This window comes from Lignipirellula cremea (assembly GCF_056501455.1).
Genome location: NZ_CM151415.1, coordinates 3,532,811 through 3,554,241, shown reverse-complemented (window position 1 = coordinate 3,554,241; position 21,431 = coordinate 3,532,811). Strand labels below are relative to the sequence as shown.

Genomic DNA, 21,431 nt, shown 5'->3' with positions numbered 1-21,431 from the left:
GGGCGTGCGGTGACGCGCCTCGATCGGAATGCCGAGCGGATCCGTCCGCGAAGGTCGCCCCTCGGCCAGCTCTCTGTCCCGTCCCAAGACCGCTGAAAGTCGCGCGTGCAATTCGATCTGAAAGCGCCCTACGCTCCTGCCGGCGACCAGCCCAAGGCGATCGAACAACTCGTCGCCGGATTGCGCGCCGGACACGCGAAGCAAACGCTGCTCGGCGTCACCGGCTCGGGCAAGACGTTCACCATGGCGAACGTCATCCAGCACATCCAGAAGCCGACGCTGGTCATCTCCCACAACAAGACGCTCGCGGCGCAGCTCTACGCGGAGTTCAAGGCCTTCTTTCCGCGGAACGCGGTCCACTACTTCGTCAGCTACTACGACTATTACCAGCCGGAAGCCTACATCCCGCAGCGGGACATCTACATCGAGAAGGACGCCTCGATCAACGACGAGATCGACCGCCTGCGCCTCGCCAGTACCAGCTCGCTGGTCAGTCGCAAGGACGTGATCATCGTCGCCAGCGTCTCCAGCATCTACGGCCTCGGATCGCCGAAGGATTACCAGGCGATGATGGTCTCCGTCCGCAAGGGCGAGTCCGTCGATCGGGACGAGATGCTGATGAAGCTGGTCAACATCCTCTACGGTCGCAACGACGTCGCCTTCGAACGGGCGAAGTTCCGCGTTCGCGGCGACTGCGTCGAAGTCTGGCCCGCCTACGAAGAGTACGCCTACCGCATCGAGTTCTGGGGGGACGAGATCGACAACTGCTCGATCATCGATCCCACCAGCGGCGAGGTCATTTCGACCGAGGAGCAGATCTTCATCTATCCGGCCAAGCACTTCGTCATGCCGGAGGACCGCATCGCGCGGGCGGTCGACGCGATGCGCGGGGAACTGGCCGAGCAACTCGCGAAGTTCGAACGGGAAGGCAAGCTGCTCGAAGCGCAGCGCCTCAACGCGCGGACCCGCTTCGATATCGAGATGATGCAGGAAATCGGCACCTGCCCCGGTATCGAAAACTACAGCCGGCTGCTCGCAGGCCGCAACCCGGGCGATCCGCCCGAGACGCTGTACGACTATTTCCCGAAGGACTTCCTCCTCTTCATCGACGAGTCGCACGTCACGATCCCGCAGATCCGCGCGATGTACGCGGGCGACCGGAGTCGCAAGACGACGCTGGTCGATCACGGCTTCCGGCTTCCCAGCGCGCTCGACAATCGCCCGATGAAGTTCGAGGAGTGGGAAAAGCGAGTGAACGAGGTCGTCTACGTTTCGGCGACGCCGAACGATTACGAACTCGAGCGGTCCGAAGGCGAAGTCGTCGAACAGATCATTCGTCCCACCGGCCTATTGGATCCCGTGATCGACCTGCTGCCGGCATCGACGCAGGTGACGGATCTCGTCGGCAAGATCAACGAACGGGCTGCGGCCGGCGAGCGCGTCCTGGTGACGACGCTCACGAAGAAGTTTTCCGAGGACCTGGCGCGGTATCTCGGCGAACAGGGGATCGCGTGCAAGTGGCTGCACAGCGAACTCGACGCGTTCGAACGCGTGGAAACGCTGCAGGATCTCCGGGCGGGCAAGTTCGACGCGCTGATCGGCGTCAACTTGCTGCGCGAAGGGCTGGACTTGCCGGAGGTTTCGCTGGTCGCGATTCTGGACGCCGACAAGGAAGGCTTTCTGCGGAACGAAACGTCGCTGATCCAGACGATCGGACGCTCCGCCCGTAACGTCAACGCGCGGGTGATTCTGTACGCCGACAGGATCACCGATTCGATGCAGAAGGCGATCGACGAAACCCGTCGTCGTCGCGAGATCCAGCAGCGCTACAACGAAGAGCACGGCATCACGCCCGAGTCGGTCAAGCGAAGCGTGCACGCGGGCATCGTCGCCGCGGCGGACGCCCACAAGGCGGCCAACGAAGCGGTCGGTCGCACCGACGACGCGGAAATCATTACGCTGGAGTACGTGCAGGAACTCGAAGCCGAGATGCTCGAAGCCGCGAAGAATCTGGAGTTTGAACGGGCGGCCCAGATTCGCGACCGGATCGTGAAGTACCAGGACGCCGTCGGCCAGAAGAAGTCCTCCGTCGAGCGCAACATGAAGCAGGATCGCTCCGACGGAAAGGGTCGCCGCCGCGGCATTCCCAAGGGGGGCGCCGCGCGTGTCCCCAAGCCGAAGAAATAAGCGATCGGAGCGACGTCGTGAGCGAACCGAACCGCGACGAACCGGAACCGCTCGCGCCTGCATTGCGACCGCAGTTCGGGCTCAGGGCGCTCGGGCTTTCGCTGGTCGCCGTCTCGCTGACGTTCGCTCTCTCCCGCTGGCTGCCGGTCGCGATCGTGCTGTCGATCGTCTTCTCCGGCGGGCTCGTCGCCCTGCATCTCTTCAGCACGACGCTGGGGAGCAGGCTGCGTGCGTCGCGACCGGACGAACGCGCGAAGCGTCAGCGGGCCGCCAACGCTCGGGCCGAACCTTCGCCGTCGCTATCGTTCCGAGCGGGAGCGTCGCCGCCGGTCGAATCCGACCGAGGCGAACTTCGCGAGCGACGGTCGATCGCCTCGCTCGCTTCGTGGATGGCCGTCCTGGCCTTGGGCGCCTGCATCGGCGTCGCCTGCGGCTGGTCGTTCGTGGCCGACACCCGAATGCCTGATGCAAGCTCGTCGAGCCTGTTCGTTCCGGCGATCGGTCTCGCCGCCTTCGGCTTTCTCGGCGCCATGGCAGGCGGACTCAGTCACGCGCTCGCCGTCTCGCTGTTCGTCGCTCACCGCCAGTCGGTGGAGGCGAGCGAAGCGGAGGTGCGAAAGCCATGAAGCGACTAGGGGGCGCCGCTCCTTCGTCTCGCCGCGGGGGATTCAGCTTGGCGGGAGGCATCTTCCTCGTCTTCAGCGCTGGGACGATTCTCGCAGCCGCTATCAGCGGCGGCATCGTCGCCTCCGCTGAATGGAATTGGCTCGCCGGCGTTGCCGTCGCCCCGCTTGCCGGCCTGACCGCCGGACTTCTGTGGTTCGCGACTCCGTATGCGACCGCCTCGCTCGCGTATGCCATGGTGCGACCGTTCGGAGGCGCCGATCGCGCACGCGACGCCTGGTACGAGACGGGCTTGTGGACGGTATTCTTGCTCCTGCTGGGATACGTGATACTGGCGGCTGTCGTCCTGGTCGCGCTTCCGGTCACGATCGTGATCGACTGGTTGAAGGGCTGACCCTCTACCGTGGGAACGATCCGCCGGGTCCGGCTGCCTGCCACGGCACGGTCGCGGGACCGACGTTCTGCGGCTGGCCCTGGTACGTCGGATAGCCTTGCGTCGCCGGCATTCCGGGCGGAAGAGCCTGGGACTGGCCGTAGTACGTCGGCACGCCGGGTTGCCCGTATGGCGCAGGAGGAGCGGCGTATCCCGCGGGCGTCGCGTAGCCGGGCGACGCTCCCTGCCAGTTCGCGGCGACGTTCGAGACGGCTCCGCCCAGGCGCACGCGGTGGACGAACTTCCGCTCGCCCAGGCTTTCGATGGCGAGCATGGCAGGCGCGTGGGCCTGCAACTCTTCCAGTCGGGCCGGCGGGGCGACCATTACGACTTCGCCCCAGTGCTGAAGCAGTTCGATCAGGAACGCCGGGTCGGTCGGAGGTACGGCGCCGTAAGTTCCTTCGGGCAGCGTGAATCCGGCGCCGTCGAGCTGCGTCCCGACGAAGACGACCGGGATGCCCTCCGTGCCGAGCTTCAGCTCCAGCGCCTCGCGTTCCGCGTGAGCGAACCGGACGTAGCTGCGATACTCAGCGCCCTTCGGATAGACGTAACCGAAGGCGACGATCGACACGGCGGCGGCGACCGCGAAGGCGCTGCTCCACTTGACGGTCTTCGCCTTGAACGCGAACGAAACGATCAGCGAGACGACCACGGCGCCCCCGATGCCCGACGCGACCGCGATCAGCGACGTCCGATTCTCGGGCTCCATCACGTACAGGGCGTAGGCCATCGCGCCGCCGGCGGAGAGCGCCACGAGGGCAGCGATCCAGGGGACGTCGCGCAGGACGTGCCGCAGGTACCAGTGCGATCCTTCAATCTGGAAGCCTTCCTTCGGCAGAATGGCCCGATCGACGAACGATCCGATCAGGAGCGCGAGCGACGGCACCGCCGGCAGCAGGTAGGTCGGCAGCTTGCAACTCGACGCGGAGAAGAACAGGAAGACCCACCCCGCATACAGGGCGAGCGCCCCCATCTCCCACGTGCGCGACCAGCGATAGGCGCTCCGCTGCGTAAGCAGCCAGTAGAGCGTCCCGGGCAGCAGCAGGCTCGCGGGGAACGTGCCCACGAGCAGCGCAGGGCCGTAGTACCACCACGGTTCCTGATGATCGAAGGCGTTCGTATAGCGAACGAAGTGCTGCTTCCACCAGAAATAGACGCCGAAGCCCTCCAGGTTCATCGTGGAAAGGACGAACCAGGGCGCCGCGATCGCGGCCACGCCGACGAGCAGAATCGACCAGCCGAAGAACCGCAGACGATTCGGCGTCGGGGTCAGCCAGAAGTGCAGAAACGCGGGCGGCAGCGTCAGCACCAGCCCGATCGGTCCCTTCGTCAGGACGGCCAGCGCGGCCGCGACGATGCAGACGGCGAACAGGGCCCAGGAGAACTTCTCGCGCCGGCAGGCGACGATCAGGCTCCAGAACGCGATCGACGCACACGCCGTCAGCGTCATGTCGGTCAACACGTAGCGCCCCGCGATGACGAATCCGCCGCACAGGCAGAGAGCCAGCGCCCCGATGAACGCCGCACGCGATCCGACCAGCGATCGACCGAAGCCGTAACAGGCGAGCACGCAGGCCAGAGCGCTGATCGCGATCGGCAGCCGGGCCGACAACTCATGCGTTCCCAGCACGGCGTAGCAGGCCGCGGTCATCCAGTAGACGAGCGGCGGCTTATCGAGGAACGGCTGGCCCTGACGCTTCGGGACGAGCCAGTCGCCCGTCTGAACCATTTCGTACGGAACCTGCGCGTACCGCGTCTCGTCGGGTTCGACCAGCGCGTGCGAGAGGTTCGTGAAGAAGAGCGCCGCGGCGACCAGCGTGAGCACGACCAGATGAATGGCCGTCGCCTTCGCGGTCGTCGGTTCTTCGTGATCGCGCTGTTCGCCGCCCGGGAACCGGCGTTCCGACCAGAAGGTCCGGCAGAACTCGGCGAAGCGACGGTAGGAACGGAGGATGCCTCCGCGACGCCTGGCCGCCGATTTCGTCAGCGACAGTTCGACTTCGCTGACCGGCTGATCGGCGGTTTCCAGGTTCGCCGAAAGCTGTGCGAGCGGCAGAGCCGAGTCGAGCCGCGGTCCCCATTCGATCGCCGAGTCGCGGTCGAACAGCGCGATCCTGGCCGAAGGATCCCGGTGCGGGACGCCCCAGAAAATGCGATAGAGACCGTTGGCGACGCCGCGCTTCGCACGCTCGAAGCCGGAGAGTTCCCAGCGACGCTGCGTGCCGGCGACGAAAACGTCCGCGGCGGACATCGCCAGCAGACGGTCGTACTGCGCGATGGCTTCTTCCGAGGTCGACGCGGGAGCCCAGAAGACCCGTTCGCCGGGCGCTTCTTCCACGATGCGATTGAGCGATTCGCCGAGCGAGCCGTAGAGGATCTTGGCCCCGCCCTTGGTGACGGGAGTTTCCGGCGCGGCTTCGGCGCCCTCCTCGTCCTTTTTCTTTTTCGGAACGCGCTCGCAGACGAAGTAGACGGCGGAGATCGCGACGTCTTTCCGCTTGTTCCGGACGGCCTTCTCGATCTTGTCGCGTTCCTCGTCAGCGAGCGGCCGCGTCTCCTCGAGCACGAGCGTGAGCTGGCCCTTTTGCGTCGCTGGACGACGCTTCCCCCGATCCCCGGTCGCCATGCCGCCTCGCCCTCCTGGCATTTCCTCAGCCCACGACAGTCCTTCGTCGCGAAGCGGTATTTACAGCGGAACGGGGAAATGCGTAAAGAGCGAAACCGAACGACCTTCCGCGACGCGACCGGCCATGATTCCCGGCATCATCACCAGGTATCTCCTCTGGGAACTGCTCCGCAGCTTCCTCGTGGTGCTGTTCGTACTGTCGGGCATCTTCCTGCTGGTCGGACTTGCGCAGGAAGCGATTCAGGAGGGACTCGGGCCGGGGCACGTGCTGCAGCTCATTCCCTACGTGCTGCCGAACGCTCTGGTTTACGCGATTCCTGCCACCTGGCTCTGGGCGGTCAGCGCCGTGTACGGGCGCCTTTCGGCGGACAACGAAGCGCTCCGGATGAAGGCCGCCGGGATCAGTCCCTGGAAGTGCCTGCTGCCGGTGTACGTGCTGGGCCTGATCCTGTCGTTCGTGAACGTCGGGATTTACGAACTGGGCGCCACCTGGGGCTACAACGGAACGCAGCAGATCATCCTGCACGCCGTCGACGAGATCGCCTACGGAGCCCTCAGGAAGAACCGCTCGGTCACGCTCGACCGCTTCTCCGTCGCCGTGCTCGAGGTCGAGGGTCGCAAGATGATCGACCCCGTCTTCACGATCTTCGGCAGCGGCGACGCCCCGACGATCAGCATCGTCGCGGAATCGGCGGAACTGACGCTCGATAAGGAGAGCAACGCCCTGATCGTCGACTGCGTCAACGGCGAGATGACCACGTCGAAGGGCGACTCGCTGATCTTCGACAAGATCAGCCAGCCGATCTCGCTGGGCGCGTCGTTCGAGGACGGCGCCTACATCTCCGACAACCCGGCCCATCGACCGCTGGCGTCGATCCCGCAGGATATCGTCGATCAGAAGGTCGCGATCACCCAGCTCGAAGCCGTCGTCGCCGCCGAGATCGCGTTCGAAACGCTGACGGGCAACTTCGGAGCGCTGGTCGAAGAAGACGGCGCCGCGATTCAAGCCACCGTCGACAACATGGAGAACCGCCTCGCCCGACTGCGACTGGAACCGCAGCGACGGACCGCGACCGGCTTCGGCTGCCTGTTCTTCGCGATGATGGGCGCCCCGCTCGCGCTCTGGCTTCGAAACGGCGACTTCGTTTCGAGCTTCTTCATCTGCTTTCTGCCGATCCTGCTGATCTATTACCCGTTCTTCATGTTCGGGCTGAATCTGGCGAAGTCAGGCGACATGCCGCCGATCGCCATCTGGGCGGCGAACCTGGCGCTCGGCGCCATCGGCGTCGTGCTGCTCCGCTTCGTGATGCGGCGATAAGCGCTCGCATTCGTTAGAACGCCACGTTCGCCCGAATGCCCGCGACCAGCGCGGTGTCGACGCTTTCGCGAGCGGGCATGACGACCTGAAAGTCAGGCGTCACGTGCAGCCAGGGAGTGACCTGAGCGTTGTAGAAAATCTCGACCGCCTGTCCGTCGCCGATCGGGCCGAGACCCGCTTCCAGAATCGGTCCCACGTCGGAACTGGTCCCGGAATAGTAATACCCGGCGCCGAACGTATCGGCCTGCCGCCCGCAGATGGGACTGTTGCCGCCGATGCCCGCGCTCAGAAAGTAGCCGATCGGGTTCGTCTGCTCATCGGCGATCGCGGCCCTGCCGAAGACGCCCCACCCGGTCTTACCCTCGTCGTCGTAATGAACCAGGTACTGATCGAAGTTCGAATAGAGCGCCCAGGATCCTGACTGCCGAGCGACCGGCACGTTCGGCAGCACGATGCGCGGATCCTGATTCAGCGAGACGAAGTCCCGATTGCTCCAGGTTCCCCCGATCAGTTGATGGCCCGCGAAGCCGAGCAGGTTCGACGACCGGCGCAGTTCGGCGGTCAGCAAGACGCCCTCTTCGTAGAGGGAGTCGAAGCCCGATCCCTTGGTCGCCTCCGTCGGACTCAGGACGCCGAAGTTGAAGACCGGCGCCCCTTCGTCGAGGATGACGAAACCGGCGCCGAGCGTCGAGTAGGGAACGGTTCTGAAGAGCGCCGGATTGACGACGAAGCCGACGTTGGAAAACTGCGTCTTGCCGCGACCGCTGGCGAAGGCGTTCTGATCGCCGTCGAACGTGTCAAGCTTGCCCGCATACAGGGCGAAGTTCTCCGACAGCGCCTGCGTGAACAGGAAATCGGTGAGGTAGAGATTCTCGCTAGCGGGCGAGGGCAGATCGGCCAGCACGTTCGAAGGAAGCAGCGCGCCCGTCGCGCCGGCGAGCGATTCGCCGTAGCGGTGCTCCGCCCGAATCTTGACGAACAATCCCTCGGCGCCGATCAGTTTCCCGCCGTCGATGTTCGCGACGTAGTCGCCGTGCCCGCCGTAGCGAAACTCGCGATCGAGTCCGCCCGACGCGACGCCGTAATAGAACTGCGTGACGTCGGCCTGAAAGACGATGCCGCTCTCCGCCATGGCCGGACGCGTGCCGCACCAGTCGCCGAGCAGCGTCGCACGTTCGCACAGCGAGTCGTGCGTCACCGGAGGACAGGCGTACGTTGGCGCGACGTAATCGAACGCGGGAAGCGCGGCGGGCGCCGGCGTCGGAACCGGCGCGGGAGCGGGCATCGGAGCCGGCGTCGGAACCTGTCCCGGCTCGTAAGCGGGCGCGGGCCTGTCCGACGGCGAAACGACGCCGTCGTCCGCGAACGCGACGGCATCCGCGTTCCACTTCGACGGACCGAAGTAATCGAGAGGCTCGCTCGCCACGGTGACTGTCGCACATGACAGCCAGGCCAGCGCATGCAATCCGCGTTTGTGCATCGACATGGGCGTTCCCTCCATGGAAGTCGCTGCCTGCACTCATCGGACGCTATCCTGTGTTCGTCCCAGCAAACCCCCCGTGTTGGGCGTCGATTCGCGAGTTGCGGCGACCTACGTATCGATCAGGAAAGCTTGACCGGCTTCGATCAGCGCCGCCGCGAAAACGGCGGTATCTGAGTCGCTTCCTCGGCGGCGCCCGTTCGATCAGCCGAATATCGGATTCAGGCAGGCTGGAGCGATGGGAAGGCTCGTGCGACCTGCCGGTCGCCTCCCCGCCCGGCGAGCGTCGCTTCGGGCGGGACGAGTGGGCGATAAGTCGCGCGCGAGGACCAGGCGCCGCGCGCGACTTAGGAATCGCCAGTCGAAAGGTTCGCTCAGTTCCCCGTCGGCAGCGGGATGTTGAGCCCTTCCTTCTGCAGCGCCTCCCGAACGTACTGCAGTCGTTGGAACTGCGTGATCGTGATGGGGCCGGTATAGACTCCGCTTTGCAACTTCCTGGGCGGGTGCGCGATGTAGGTCTTCATCAGCTTCTCGATCGAGGCGCTGATGGTGACCATCGTCCAGGTCCGCTCGGTGTAGTTGTTCATGAAGATGTCGTACCGTTCCTGCGGATCCTGCCAGAGATCGAAGACCTGCGGCACGGTCGCCACGTACTTCTCCGGCCCCTTCCAGCCGAGGTTCGAATCGACGGCCAGACCGCCCGTCGCCTGGCCGTTATCGCCGCGGATGTTGAAGACGGCCTTGTAGTTGCCGACGCGTGCGGCGCCGGGAGAGAGTTCGTTCTCGGTGAAGTAGAACCACTCCTTTCGCGGCGACTTTCCTTCGCCCAGCAGAACGGGCGTCAAGTCGTAGCTGTCGAAGATGATCGGCTCTCCTTCGCGATCGACCTTGGGCAGTTCCACGCCCGCGACGGCGGCGAACGTCGCCATCAGATCGAGCCCGCCGACGATTTCGTGATTCTTCGACGCTGCCGGGATCTTGCCGGGGAACGAGGCGATGGCGGGAACGCGGTTGCCACCTTCGCGGACGGTGCCCTTGGTGCCCCGGAACGGCGTGTATCCGGCGTCGGGATAGACGTCCTGCCAGGCGCCGTTGTCGGTCGTGTAGAAGACGAGCGTGTTCTGGTCGAGCTTCAGCTCGCGGAGCTTGTCAAGGATGGCTCCGATCCGAGCGTCGAGTTCGACGACCGAATCCGCGTACTTCGACTTCGACATCGACTTATGCTCGAAGTCGGGGTGCGGCATGTTCGGCTGATGGACCTTCATGAAGTTGACGTTGATGAAGAACGGATCGTCCGACTTCGCCGCGTCGTCGAGGAACTCCAGCGCCGCCTTTTCCACGTAGCCGTCGAAGTAAGGAATACCGACGACGCCCTTGTCCGGCGTGTCGACGTACTGGCCGTTGATCTTGAAGTCCTCGGTCGCCTTCTCGCCAGCCTTGCCGGAGAGCGATCCTTTGGTGACCCGCTCGAACATCTCGCGCAGCTCCGGATCCATGTCCGGGAACCACGTCGGGTCGGCGTAGGTATACGCGTTGAGGTGGTACAGGCCGCAGTACTTCATCACGTCATAGCCCTGGGCGATCGGCAGCGCGTAATCGGCTTCGCCCAGATGCCACTTGCCGGTGAAGTAGGTCTTGTAGCCGCCCGTCTTCAGAACCGAGGCGAGCGTCCATTCCGCGGCGGGCAGACCGCCCCCCTCGCCCTGAAACGCGACGGTCGTCATGCCGCTGCGATTCGGGATGCGACCCGTCTGCATCGCGGCGCGACCCGGCGTGCAGCTCGGCTGGGCGTAGAACGAGAAGAACGTCATCCCCTCACGCGCCAGGCGATCGATGTTGGGCGTCGGCATGCCGCGCCCTTCGCCTCCGCCGTACGGACCGAGATCGCCGTAACCCGTGTCGTCCGAGACGATGAACAGGATGTTCGGCTTCTTGCCGTTCGCCTGTTGAGCGACGGCCGGCGCGGCCATCATGAGCAGGCTGCACGCAACGGCGGCCAGAGACAATCGATACCAGCGGACGATCATGGGAGCGGTCTCCTGCAAAAGTGCGCAGCGTCGGACTCAGGCGCTGCGGTCTACCGTGACAGGCGCCTGAGGGAACGCCTGCGGAACGCGAACAGTCGACGGGGCAAAGAGAATGAAACGCGATTCCAACTTCGCGATTTGAAAAGAGCGGTCGGTCCCTGACCGCAACGAGAGTCTACCCCTGAAGGGAAACCATTAGCTAGCATGGAGCGGAACGCGTGAAGGAAGTTTCACGCCTGGCCATTTCCGACGGCATCTTCCGGCGATTGACGTTCGCTCAGTCGTAGCCCGGACGTTCTGCCGACCGCTCGCTCGCGTCTCTTCTTATCGCTCCAAGGCGAAACGATGTCTCTGCACTTCAAAGCGTTCGCGATCCTCCTCATGGCGCTCGTCGCGCGCGGCGCATTCGCCGACGACGCGTTGCCTTCGTGGAACGAGGGTCCGGCCAAGGCGGCGATCACGGGATTCGTCGCGAAAACGACGACGGAGGGGAGCCCGGACTTCGTTCCGGTCGAGCAGCGAATCGCGGTCTTCGATAACGACGGCACGCTCTGGTGCGAGCAGCCGATCTACGTCGAGTTCGCCTTCGCGTTCGATCGCGTCAAGGCGCTCGCGCCCGAGCATCCCGAGTGGAAAACGACGCAGCCCTTTCAGGCGGTCCTCGATGGCGATCGCGCCGCGCTCGCGGCGTCGGGAAAGAAGGGGCTTTCGGAGATCATCGCCGCGACGCACGCGGGACTGACGATCGAACAGTTCGAGGCGACCGCCAAAGAGTGGCTCGCCACGGCGAAGCATCCGAAGTTCGGCAAGCCCTACACCGAGTGCGTCTACGTGCCGATGCTCGAACTGCTCGCGTACCTGCGGGCGAACGGGTTCAAGACGTTCATCGTGTCCGGCGGAACCTCGAACTTCATGCGCCCTTTCGCGGAAACGGTCTACGGCATTCCGCCCGAGCAGGTCGTCGGTACGACCTTCAAGGCGAAGTACGCCTATCAGGCCGGAAAGTCGTCGATCGTCGTCGAGCCCGCGCTCGATCTGATGGACGACGGCCCGGGCAAACCGGTCGGCATCGCCAGGTCGATCGGTCGCCGGCCCCTTCTCGCGTTCGGCAACTCGGACGGCGACTTCGAGATGCTGGAATACGTCACGTCCAGCGAGGGCCTGCGGCTGGGCCTGATCGTCCACCACGACGACGCTGCGCGCGAATTCGCCTACGATCGCGAATCGAAGATCGGCAAGCTCGCCCGCGCCCTCGACGCGGCCCACGACCGCGGCTGGATCGTCGTCGGCATGAAGGAGAACTGGAAGACCGTCTTTCCGTTCAAGACGCCTGAGCTGGCGAGGTAGATCTCGTCGGGCGCGCCGATTGCGGCATTTCCTCCGCCGTAAACGTTCGCATTCGAACTCTTGAACGGAGGAAAGCTGCGATGTCTCGCGAACTGAACAACAAACGAATCGCGTTTCTGGCGACGGACGGATTCGAACAGGTGGAACTGACGCGGCCCTGGGACGCGGTCAAAGCTGCCGGCGGAACGCCCGTCCTGGTCTCGCTGAAGCCAGGCAAGATTCTGGGGATGCATCACTTCGAGAAGGGGGACCAGTTCGACGTGGACCAGGTCATCGGCTCGGCCAGGCCCGAGGATTTCGACGGGCTCTGCCTGCCGGGCGGTCTGGCGAATCCCGACACGCTACGAATGAACGATGACGCCGTGCAGTTCATTCGGGCGTTCTTCGAGGAGCACAAGCCGGTCGCCGCGATCTGCCACGCCATCTGGCTGCTGGTCGAGGCCGACGTCGTGAAGCATCGCACGGTCACCTCGTGGCCCAGCCTGAGGACCGACGTGATCAACGCGAAGGGTAATTGGGTCGACGAGGAGTGCCACGTCGACAACGGCCTGGTCACCAGTCGCAAGCCTGACGACCTCGACGCCTTCTGCGCGAAGGCGGTCGAAGAGTTCGCCGAAGGGAAGCACGTCGGCCAGATGGCCTTCGGGAGCAAGGCGTAGGCGCCTGGAGAATTACTGCTCGCTAGGTCAGCAGCCCGTCGATTGACGACGGGCTGCTTGGCGATGCTGGCGCTCCAGCCGAAGGGCTAGAAGGAAGGGCCAGAACATCGCCCTATACCGCCTTCCGTCGCAGAGGCAGGCGGGGCGCCTGCCCTACAAGAAGAGCTTATTCCTTCCGCACGCAATACAGCATCGTTCCCGTGCGGACGAGCAAACTGCCGTCGACGGCGGCGATGCCGTACTGCGTCGTGCCGGAGAACGTCGCGGCGCCTGCCTGGCGCTGCGGATCGGTTTCTTCGACCTCGGCCAGGCTGTCGTCCTTCGGCGGAGCGTCCGTCGGCCAGAGGCGATTCTCGGCCAGCTTCTCGAACTCGGGTCCCGCCTTGATGACGGTCGTCACCCCGTTCTTGCCGAAGAAGTAGACGCGATCGCCCACGCCCAGCGGCGTCGCCCAGCTCGATTCGCCCAACCGTTCGACGTACTGCTCCTTGCCGTTCGCGACGTCATAGCAATAGACGGCGCCGACGCGGTTAATCCAGTAGGCGTAGCCGTTGTAGACCATCGGCGAAGCGAACGTCGGCTGAGCGTCGGCGGTCCGCCAGAGGAAGTTCGCGGTCCAGCCGTCGTTCCCCTTGGCGATCTGCACGACGCCGTTCGACTGCCGCGCGCCTTCGGCGTTCTCCGCTTCGCGACCGACCGAGGCGCCGACCAGGAACTGGCCCTGCCCGATCGGTTTCGGCGAAGAGGAGGTGTTGCCGCCGATCGTTCCCGCGACCGACCAGAGCAGTTCGCCTGTCTTCGGATCGTAGCCGTCGACGCTGCCGGCGGAGCTGACGACGAGATGCGTTTCGCCCGCGATCGGGACCAGCATCGGCGAACTCCAGCTCGATCGGCTGGTTCGCTCGGTCCGCCACTTCGGTTCGCCCGTCGCGAGATCGAGCGCAACCAGATAGCTGGGGCCAAGGTCGTCAACGAGGATCACGACCGCGTCGTCCGTCAGCAGGGGCGACGCCGCCAGGCCGAACTCGTTTTTCGGCTCGCCGTATTCCTTGGAGAGCGACTTCGACCAGATCTCTTTGCCTTCGAAGTCGAGCGCGATCACGTCGCCGCTTTCGAAGTAGGCGTAAATGCGATCCTCGCCGATCACCGGCGTCGGCGCCGCACGGCTGATGTAGAGGCTGTTCTTCTGCGGCGCGGTCGAGTCATGCTTCGCGTCCCAGAGCAGCTTGCCGTCCGCCAGCGAGTAGCAGACGACGTGCAGCGTCTCCTTGTTCGGCCCCTCGACCGACGTGACGAAGACCCGGTCGCCCCGGATGACGGGGCTTGACTGGCCATGTCCGGGGATTTCCGCCTGCCAGGCGACGTTCTTTTCCGGCGACCACTCGACGGGAAGCGATTCCGGATCGAACTCGCTCGCGCCGACGCCCAGGAAGGCGGGCCACTGCGGAACCGACGCTGCGGCGTCGCTGGTCGCGGCAGATGGATCAGCGGCAAGAGCCGCGCAGAGGAACAGGGTCGTCAGCATGTGGTCCGCAGCTCCGTCGAGTCAGGTATACCAACCAACTCACGATTTTAGCGACTCGTCGCCAGGCACGCGTGCCGCCTCGCGGGCGGGCACGGCCTTCCCGCGCGGGGCGTAGTAGAGGCCCTCGAAGAAGCGTCGGGCGTTGGCGCCCAGCGTTCGCGTGCGATAGCCTCCCTCCTGGACGACCAGCGTCGGCAGTCCGAGCGAGGCGATCATCCGTCCGTTGGCTTCGAAGTCCGATCCGCGGAGCGACCACGTTCCTGTCGGATCGCCCTGCGCCGGATCGAGGCCCAGCGAAACCACGAGGTACTTCGGCCCGAACGCGCGCACGGCGTCGAGAGCCGTCGCGAGTTCCTTCCGATAACCTGCCCCGTCGAGGGTCTCGGGTTGCGGCAGGTTGAGATTGAAGCCTTCCCCCTCGCCGGCGCCCCGTTCGTCCGCGAAGCCGGTGAAGTAGGGATACGCGAACGACGGGTCGCCGTGGATCGAAACCGTCAGCACGTCCGACCGGGAGTAGAAGATCTCCTGCTGGCCGTTGCCGTGGTGATAGTCGACGTCGAGGATCGCGACCTTGCCGTGCGCGACCATTCGCTGCGCGGCGACGGCGGCGTTGTTGAAGTAGCAGAACCCGCCGAAGACGCGACTCTCCGCGTGATGGCCCGGCGGCCGTACGAGCGAGTAGGCGAAGCGCCGCCCTGCCAGGACCTCGTCCGCGAGCGTCAGCGTGCAGTCGACCGCCCGCTTGGCGGCGAGGAAGGCGTTGCGGTGAATCGGCGTGAACGTGTCGATGCAGTAGTACCCGGCCAGCACCGACAGTTCGACCGGCTTCCTCGTGGCGTTTCTCAGCGGGAAGACATACGGATAGACCGACTTCCCCATCGGCGTCTCCGCACAGGCTCGCTGCAGGTAGTCGACCAGGTCCCGGTCATGCACGGCCAGGATCGGGTCGAGCGGATACTCCTTCGGCGGCAGGCGCTCGAAGATGTCCGTCCGCGCCAGTTCGCTCTCGATCCGCGGAATACGCACGGGCGACTCGACGTAGCCCCGCTCGCGAATGTGGTGGATGTCGTGCCGGTCGTTGACCGTCATCGCGATCGGCGGCGTATGCGGCTCCGCCATCGGATGCGCCGGGATCTTCTTCGTGTAACGGGGCGGACGGATCCGGATCGGATCGTCGGCGAACGATTCGACGACGCGCTCGACGTACTCCGGCGGACAGAGATAGCCGTACTTGCGCTCGAGAATCGCACGCACCGCCTCGCGGGCGAAATCACGAGGAAGTCCCTCGCCCCGGTCGAGATCGTCGAAAACCAGGTACGGGAGGCAGTCGGAACTTCCCCCCGGAACCGGGGTCCGGTACGCCGTACCGACGATCGGACGCGCGCCGTAGCGTTCGTAAAATCGCAGTCGGGACGCGTTCTCCGCCAGCAGTTCGTCGCGGCATTGCCCCGCATCCTCCGGCAGGCACTCCAGGAACAGTCCCTGGCAGCCGAGCGTCACGGCGTCGTCGCGGACATGTTCGTACAGCGCGGCCCCGACGCCCCGTCCGACGGTCGCGCTCTCCGTCGCGATGTAGTCGAGATAGGCGAACCGCAGCGTCGGCTCGTCGAGCACGATCGCGAAGCCGCTCAGTCGCTTGCGCCCCTTCTCGGCGACGAAGAGACTCGTGCGGAAGCGGCGATCGAACGGATCGCGCAAGCGCTCGCCGAGCTTGTCGACGTCCTCCGTCGGAGCGCCGGCGAAGCGCTGGCGGTAAATCGCCTTGACCTCCTCGATCGCCCACCTGTTGGCGGGAAGTACGTCGTCAGCGACTTTTCTTACGCGAAACACAGCGCCCTGCTCCGTCGAGGCCGACATTCTCCCTCTGAGCGGGGCATTCTAGCGGCCCGGATCGTTCGGACGCGGCAGGCAGAAAGCGACGTCCTGCTCTCCGATTCGTGAACAGGCTAAAGAAACCTGCGAGTTTCCAAATTGCGCGAGCCCATTCGCTGATCCAGATGGTTGAAAGAGTCTAGCGACGGGATTCAGCCTTAGACTCTCCGACTTCAGCTATCCAAACGCGATGACGAAGGGCAGGGACGTTCGGAGCCGAACGCACCTGTTTCCTTTGATGAAAAATCGTAAAGGGATCTTACGAGCCCTAGTTTCCTCTTGCGGTAATCCGGCGCTCATTTAGAGTAATGCCGACTTCCTTTCCCGCCTGTGTCTTCCCCGAGGTTTTCGATGCGTTTCGGTTACTCTCCTCGACGAGCGTTCACGCTTGTCGAACTTCTGGTGGTCATTGCGATCATCGGCGTGCTCGTCGCGCTGCTGCTGCCTGCCGTGCAGGCGGCGCGTGAAGCGGCCAACCGTTCCTCCTGCTCGAATAATCTGAAGCAGCTCGGCATCGGCTCCCACAACCACTACGACACGTACAAGAACCTGCCGCTGGGCATGTACGACAACGACGGCACGAACTTCACGTGGCGGACGTTCATGATGCCGTTCATCGAACAGGGTCCGACCTACGACCTGTTCGTCACGAACGGCATGTACGTCCCGGCCAACAACGGCAGCGGCCCGAACGTCGCTCCTCCGCCCGTCGCGGCCAGCACGAACATCGATACGTATAACGTCACCGGCCCGCCGCCGGTCTGCCACGACATCAACGGCACGTCTGCGGCTCCCATTCGCACTGCGGCTCAGACCGTGGTTCCGGTCTGGATCTGCCCGTCGGACGGCCTTCCCCGCTTCGACAACGACCGCTACGGCAAGTCGAACTACTGCGCCAGCATCGGGCCGTCGGACGATCTGCCGACGACTTCGAGCGTCCAGGTGGCGAACCTCTTCGGCTGCGGCGGATGGAAGGGCTCGGTCCAGCAGGGATCCTTCACCTACTCGAGCGACGACAACACGAACTGGGCCACCCGCCTGGCGGACATGTTCGACGGCACGAGCAACACGTTCATGATCGGCGAGGTCACCAACGGCAACGTCAATCGGCCGAATCAGGTCAATTCGCGACAGTTCCCGATCTGGGCCTCGGGCAACAACAACGCGAACTGCGACGGTATGCGTTCGGCGGTCAGCGTCTTCCGCTTCGTCGATCGGTTCTATCCGATCAACTCGCAGATCACCAATGCGACCGCGGGTATCGACGATAACCCGCTGGCCGCCGACGGCTGCTTCGGCAGCAGGCACTCCGGCGGAAGCCAGTTCGTCATGGGCGACGGCAGCGTCCGGTTCGTCGCCGAGACGATCGACGTCCTCGTCTATCGTGCCGCGGGCACGCGTGGCGGCGGCGAAGCGCTGCAACTGCCGTAGTCACGCTCCTCGTCCATCGACCGTCCGGCGCCGGCAGACCATGCAGCGCCGGACGGAGCTTGCACACTTTTCCGACTTATCAGCGGGCCGCTCCGCCGCTTCGCAAGTTTCTTCCGCCCCGTAGACGCGGTAACGCTTTGCGAGGCGCACATTCGATTACGCCGAAGAAATTCGGCGGACGATCCCAAAATGCGACAACGGCAGGGAGTTCGCCATCATTCGCCGGCTCGATGGCGTTAGCGATCGGCATCCGGCCTTACCTCACAATCAGCGCCTGAATTCGACGCATTCTCGACTCGTCCAGCCTTTGCATAATATTGAAACGTCGATAAGAATTCCGTGGAACACGGGGGCGTCAGTCGCCCTCACGCGCGTTCGCTTGTCTCGCTCATGTTACTAGTCGGATTCCGGCTCGTTCGGACTCCGCTCTCGTCTTCGTCTCTGTCGCTGCTGGGTTCGGCGAACCCCAGGGAATTTTTCTATTCCGTTCTATCCGCCGGGTCCGAGCGACGCCTTTCTGTGAGGAGATCCCGTATGGTGCATCGCGTTCCTCGTCCCGCGTTCACGCTCGTCGAATTGCTGGTGGTTATCGCCATCATCGGCGTGCTGGTCGCGCTGCTGCTGCCCGCCGTCCAGGCGGCTCGTGAAGCAGCCAACCGTTCCTCCTGCTCGAACAATCTCAAGCAGCTCGGCATCGGAGCCCACAACCACTACGACACGTACAAGAACCTGCCGCTGGGCATGTACGACGACGACGGCGCCAACTTCTGCTGGCGTACGTTCATGATGCCGTTCGTCGAGCAGGGGCCGACCTACGACCTGTTCGTCGCCAACGGCATGTACGTCCCGGCCAACAACGGCAGCGGTCCGAACATCGCTCCGCCGCCGCTCGGCGCCAGCTCCAACATCGACGGTTACAACTCCACCGGCCCGCCGCCGGTCTGCCACGACATCAACGGCGGTTCCGCCGGGCCGATCCGGACCGCCGCTCAGACGGTGATCCCGATGTGGATCTGCCCCTCGGACGGACTTCCCCGCTTCGACGACAACCGTTACGGCAAGTCGAACTACTGCGCCAGCATCGGGCCGTCGGACGACCTGCCGACGACCTCCAGCACGCAGATCGGTACGATCTTCGGCTGCGCTCAGTGGAAGGGTTCGACCCAGCAGGGCGCCTTCACCTACTCCAACGACAACGACACCAACTGGGCCACCCGCCTGGCGGACATGTTCGACGGCACCAGCAATACGATCATGTTCGGCGAGGTCACGAACGGTAACGTCAACCGCTCCAATCAGGTCAACAGCGGACAGTTCCCGATCTGGGCGTCCGGCAACAACGGAGCCGGTTGCAGCGGCATGAACGGCGGCGCCGGCGTGTTCCGGTTCGTCGACCGGTTCTATCCGATCAACTCGCAGATCACGAACCCGACCGCCGGCGCCGGCGACCAGCCGCTGCCCGCCGACGCCTGCTTCGGCAGCAAGCACCCGGGCGGAAGCCAGTTCGCGATGGGCGACGGCAGCGTTCGATTCGTCGCCGAGACGGTCGACGTCCTCACCTATCGTGCAGCCGGCACCCGGGGCGGCGGCGAGTCGCTGCAGCTCCCGTAAGCTGACGGAAGCTCGTGCATCGGCGCACGCCGTCGGATAACCTGACTCTCGCGCTCGTCGCGAATCGTATCGACGCCGCGTCTGACGCGGCGTCGATTCTTTCAAATCACAGAGTTCGCAACCTCTCTTACGCGGATCGTCATGAACACTCGACATGCAGGGATCGGCAACTGGAATTTCGGCGCCGTAGCGCTCGCGGCAGGAACGCTGGTGGCCGTCCTCGGCTGCGGCGACTCCAACCGCGCCTCGGTCACCGGCAAGGTGACGGCGAACGGCGCTCCTGTCACCGCGGGAACGCTCAGCTTCGCCCCGATCGGCGGCGGATCGAAGCCGGCGATGACCGCCGTCAAGTCGGACGGCACTTACGACCTTTCCGGTGACGGCGTGCCCATCGGCAAGAACTCCGTCACCTACATGGCGCCGCCCGCCGCCTATCCAGCCGGCATGGAGCCCAAGCCAGGCGACCTGCCGACGCCTTCGGAGTGGGAAGGACTGAAGGTCTCCACGAACGAGATCGACATCAAGGGCGGTTCCCAGACTCTCGATATCGAACTCGCGAAGTAAGCTCGCGGAACCCCGTTCAAGGCGCTTCTTCCGGAGCGCCGACGAAGCGTAGAAAAAGAGCCGCGACCCTTCGCCGGTCGCGGCTCTTTTCGTAGGCTCTCGTTCCTTCTATCGCCGGCGCCCCGGTTACTTCGCCGCCGCCTGCTTCTGTCGCTCGGCCAGTTCGTCGAGCATGCCGGTTATCGCTTCCGTCAGCAGAACGGAGGCGTCGAGCTGCACGCGATTCGTCCCGAGCCACGTCTCGTAGCCGCCCAGTCGGTGCTGCTCGGGCGTCGGCAGGTAGCCTTCGTAGCCGTTGGCGATGCCGACCACGATCGTCGTCGGGAACGGACTGCGGCGTTTCGCTTCCAGGCCGATCTCGCAGAACGTCTCGAACGGCAGCCCGCACACCGCGACGTCGCCGATGCGGATCGCCTGCACCTTCGCGTCGACGGTCTCCGGCCCCTCGGCCATGCCCAGCGTGCGGCGAGCATAGACGTCCGCCAGGCGAGGCAGCGCGGCCTTCTCCGCCTCGTCTTCGATCGCGAGGATCCGCTTCGCCCGGTCGATCTCTTCCGCCGACGGCTTTCGCGTCTTGAGCGTGACCGTCCGCTCGATCATGTCGATCGTCGCGTTCGGGTCGAGCCGTCCGATCGAACGATCGGCCCTCCAGGCGGCGTCGGCGGTCTTCATCGCGACCAGACGGATCTGCTCGAACGGTTCTCGCGGCGCCCGACCGACGCCGAAGGGGATGTTGTTGATGTCGCCTGAGGCTCCGTTGGAGAGCATCGCGACGAATCCTTCGCCCGCTCCCAGCCGCGACGGCATGAGCCGCGCGAATTCCCCGAAGTAGTCCGCGGAGACCTGCGACGCCGGCGTTCCGCCGACGTAATGCAGCGAGTAATTCGCGTACAGGGCGAGCGGCTTGTGCGTCTCGGCGTCGTCGACGGCCAGAACCGTCACGTCGGGGTCGGTCGGACCGGCAGGCGCGAGGAGCCCTGCCGGAGCCGTTCCGGGATTCATCTTCACGAGGTCGACGCCGCCGAACGGATTGGGGTTCATCTCGCCCGGCTTCACGAACCAGCGACGATTGAAGACTTCCTCCGCCAGCGGTTCGACCCCCGCGCCCACCTCGGCGGGTCGCAGGTTCTCGTGCGCTGCGACGATCGATTCGGCGATGCCGTCGACGAGCCGCGACCGATAAGCGACTGCCGGCTCGGGCCCCTCCTTCACGTTCGAGGGGGGACCGCTATGGGTATGCGTGGCGGAAATCAGCATGCGCTCGGGCGGGATGCCGCAGCGCTCGGACGCCAGAGCCTTCGCCTCTTCGACCGTTTCGCGAGCGAGCCCGAGGTTGTCGACCACGACGATGGCGACGGTCGTCTCGCCGCTCGCGAGGACCAGAGCCCGGGCGTGCAGCGGATCGTGGGCGGACTGCGCCGGGTTGTCGCCGAACCCGCCCGGCATGTTGATCGGGAACTGCTGCGGCGTGACGTCGACCGCCGCGGCGCCGGCACGCAGACCTGCCGGATCGGCCCCGAAGGCGGAAGCGGACACGACGGTTCCCGCGGCTAACGCGGCAGAAGCGGCGACGCATCGGATCGCTCGAAGCGCCTTCCGCTTCGATCTGGACGTCTTCGAGGTTGCGCCAGACCGTCTACTCTCCATCAGTCGTGCGATGAGCATGAGCGCTCCTCCTGCGTTTCAAGGCGAGAATCATCGTTCGTCGGGCATGAACACGCCGCGCA

At 64.9% G+C, this 21,431-nt stretch carries 15 protein-coding genes; 9 read left to right on the top strand and 6 right to left on the bottom strand.

Annotated elements, in window-relative coordinates; all coding sequences use genetic code 11:
- Positions 1–105 precede the first annotated feature (105 nt).
- Genes uvrB through SH602x_RS14025 form a run of 3 tightly spaced genes read left to right on the top strand, consistent with a single transcriptional unit; the run spans position 106 to position 3,205 of the window.
- Positions 106–2,187, top strand: coding sequence for an excinuclease ABC subunit UvrB (uvrB, locus tag SH602x_RS14035; RefSeq protein ID WP_479472906.1), 2,082 nt, complete (start codon positions 106–108; stop codon positions 2,185–2,187).
- 17 nt (positions 2,188–2,204) lie between these two features.
- On the top strand, positions 2,205–2,813 hold the full coding sequence (locus SH602x_RS14030) for a hypothetical protein (protein ID WP_479472905.1): 609 nt from the start codon (positions 2,205–2,207) through the stop codon (positions 2,811–2,813).
- Positions 2,814–2,860: 47 nt separating this feature from the next.
- Positions 2,861–3,205, top strand: coding sequence for a hypothetical protein (locus tag SH602x_RS14025; protein ID WP_479472904.1), 345 nt, complete (start codon positions 2,861–2,863; stop codon positions 3,203–3,205).
- Positions 3,206–3,209: 4 nt separating this feature from the next.
- Here the strand turns inward: SH602x_RS14025 and SH602x_RS14020 are convergent, their stop codons facing one another.
- A complete protein-coding gene (locus SH602x_RS14020; protein WP_479472903.1) occupies positions 3,210–5,870 on the bottom strand; it encodes an ArnT family glycosyltransferase in 2,661 nt (886 codons plus the stop codon).
- Between the two features lie 124 nt (positions 5,871–5,994).
- Between SH602x_RS14020 and SH602x_RS14015 the strand changes: the two genes are divergently transcribed.
- The gene (locus SH602x_RS14015) at positions 5,995–7,188 is read left to right on the top strand and encodes an LptF/LptG family permease (RefSeq protein WP_479472902.1); all 1,194 of its coding nucleotides are present in this window, start codon (positions 5,995–5,997) and stop codon (positions 7,186–7,188) included.
- Positions 7,189–7,201: 13 nt separating this feature from the next.
- Here the strand turns inward: SH602x_RS14015 and SH602x_RS14010 are convergent, their stop codons facing one another.
- Together SH602x_RS14010 and SH602x_RS14005 are read right to left on the bottom strand one after the other, a co-directional pair.
- On the bottom strand, positions 7,202–8,674 hold the full coding sequence (locus tag SH602x_RS14010) for a carbohydrate porin (protein WP_479472901.1): 1,473 nt from the start codon (positions 8,672–8,674) through the stop codon (positions 7,202–7,204).
- Positions 8,675–9,042: 368 nt separating this feature from the next.
- A complete protein-coding gene (locus tag SH602x_RS14005; RefSeq protein ID WP_479472900.1) occupies positions 9,043–10,695 on the bottom strand; it encodes an arylsulfatase in 1,653 nt (550 codons plus the stop codon).
- Positions 10,696–11,040: 345 nt separating this feature from the next.
- On the opposite strand from SH602x_RS14005, the gene SH602x_RS14000 reads away from it, so the two are divergent.
- Positions 11,041–12,042: an HAD family hydrolase gene (locus SH602x_RS14000; RefSeq protein ID WP_479472899.1), complete on the top strand. Its 1,002-nt coding sequence runs from the start codon at positions 11,041–11,043 to the stop codon at positions 12,040–12,042.
- An 80-nt stretch (positions 12,043–12,122) separates the two neighbouring features.
- The gene (locus tag SH602x_RS13995; RefSeq protein WP_479472898.1) at positions 12,123–12,701 is read left to right on the top strand and encodes a type 1 glutamine amidotransferase domain-containing protein; all 579 of its coding nucleotides are present in this window, start codon (positions 12,123–12,125) and stop codon (positions 12,699–12,701) included.
- 166 nt (positions 12,702–12,867) lie between these two features.
- On the opposite strand, the gene SH602x_RS13990 is transcribed toward SH602x_RS13995, so the two are convergent.
- Positions 12,868–14,226: a PQQ-binding-like beta-propeller repeat protein gene (locus SH602x_RS13990; protein WP_479472897.1), complete on the bottom strand. Its 1,359-nt coding sequence runs from the start codon at positions 14,224–14,226 to the stop codon at positions 12,868–12,870.
- A gap of 39 nt (positions 14,227–14,265) precedes the next feature.
- The gene (locus SH602x_RS13985; RefSeq protein WP_479472896.1) at positions 14,266–16,083 is read right to left on the bottom strand and encodes a GNAT family N-acetyltransferase; all 1,818 of its coding nucleotides are present in this window, start codon (positions 16,081–16,083) and stop codon (positions 14,266–14,268) included.
- A 366-nt stretch (positions 16,084–16,449) separates the two neighbouring features.
- On the opposite strand from SH602x_RS13985, the gene SH602x_RS13980 reads away from it, so the two are divergent.
- From SH602x_RS13980 to SH602x_RS13970, 3 genes are all read left to right on the top strand, one after another.
- Positions 16,450–17,529 carry a DUF1559 family PulG-like putative transporter gene (locus SH602x_RS13980; RefSeq protein ID WP_479472895.1) on the top strand — a complete coding sequence of 360 codons (1,080 nt, stop codon included), beginning with the start codon at positions 16,450–16,452 and terminating at the stop codon, positions 17,527–17,529.
- Positions 17,530–18,063: 534 nt separating this feature from the next.
- On the top strand, positions 18,064–19,140 hold the full coding sequence (locus SH602x_RS13975; protein ID WP_479472894.1) for a DUF1559 family PulG-like putative transporter: 1,077 nt from the start codon (positions 18,064–18,066) through the stop codon (positions 19,138–19,140).
- A 141-nt stretch (positions 19,141–19,281) separates the two neighbouring features.
- Positions 19,282–19,704, top strand: a complete 423-nt coding sequence (locus SH602x_RS13970) for a hypothetical protein (protein ID WP_479472893.1) — start codon at positions 19,282–19,284, stop codon at positions 19,702–19,704.
- Positions 19,705–19,830: 126 nt separating this feature from the next.
- Here SH602x_RS13970 and SH602x_RS13965 read toward each other — a convergent pair whose 3' ends face one another.
- The gene (locus SH602x_RS13965; RefSeq protein ID WP_479472892.1) at positions 19,831–21,240 is read right to left on the bottom strand and encodes a neutral/alkaline non-lysosomal ceramidase N-terminal domain-containing protein; all 1,410 of its coding nucleotides are present in this window, start codon (positions 21,238–21,240) and stop codon (positions 19,831–19,833) included.
- Positions 21,241–21,431: the final 191 nt, after the last annotated feature.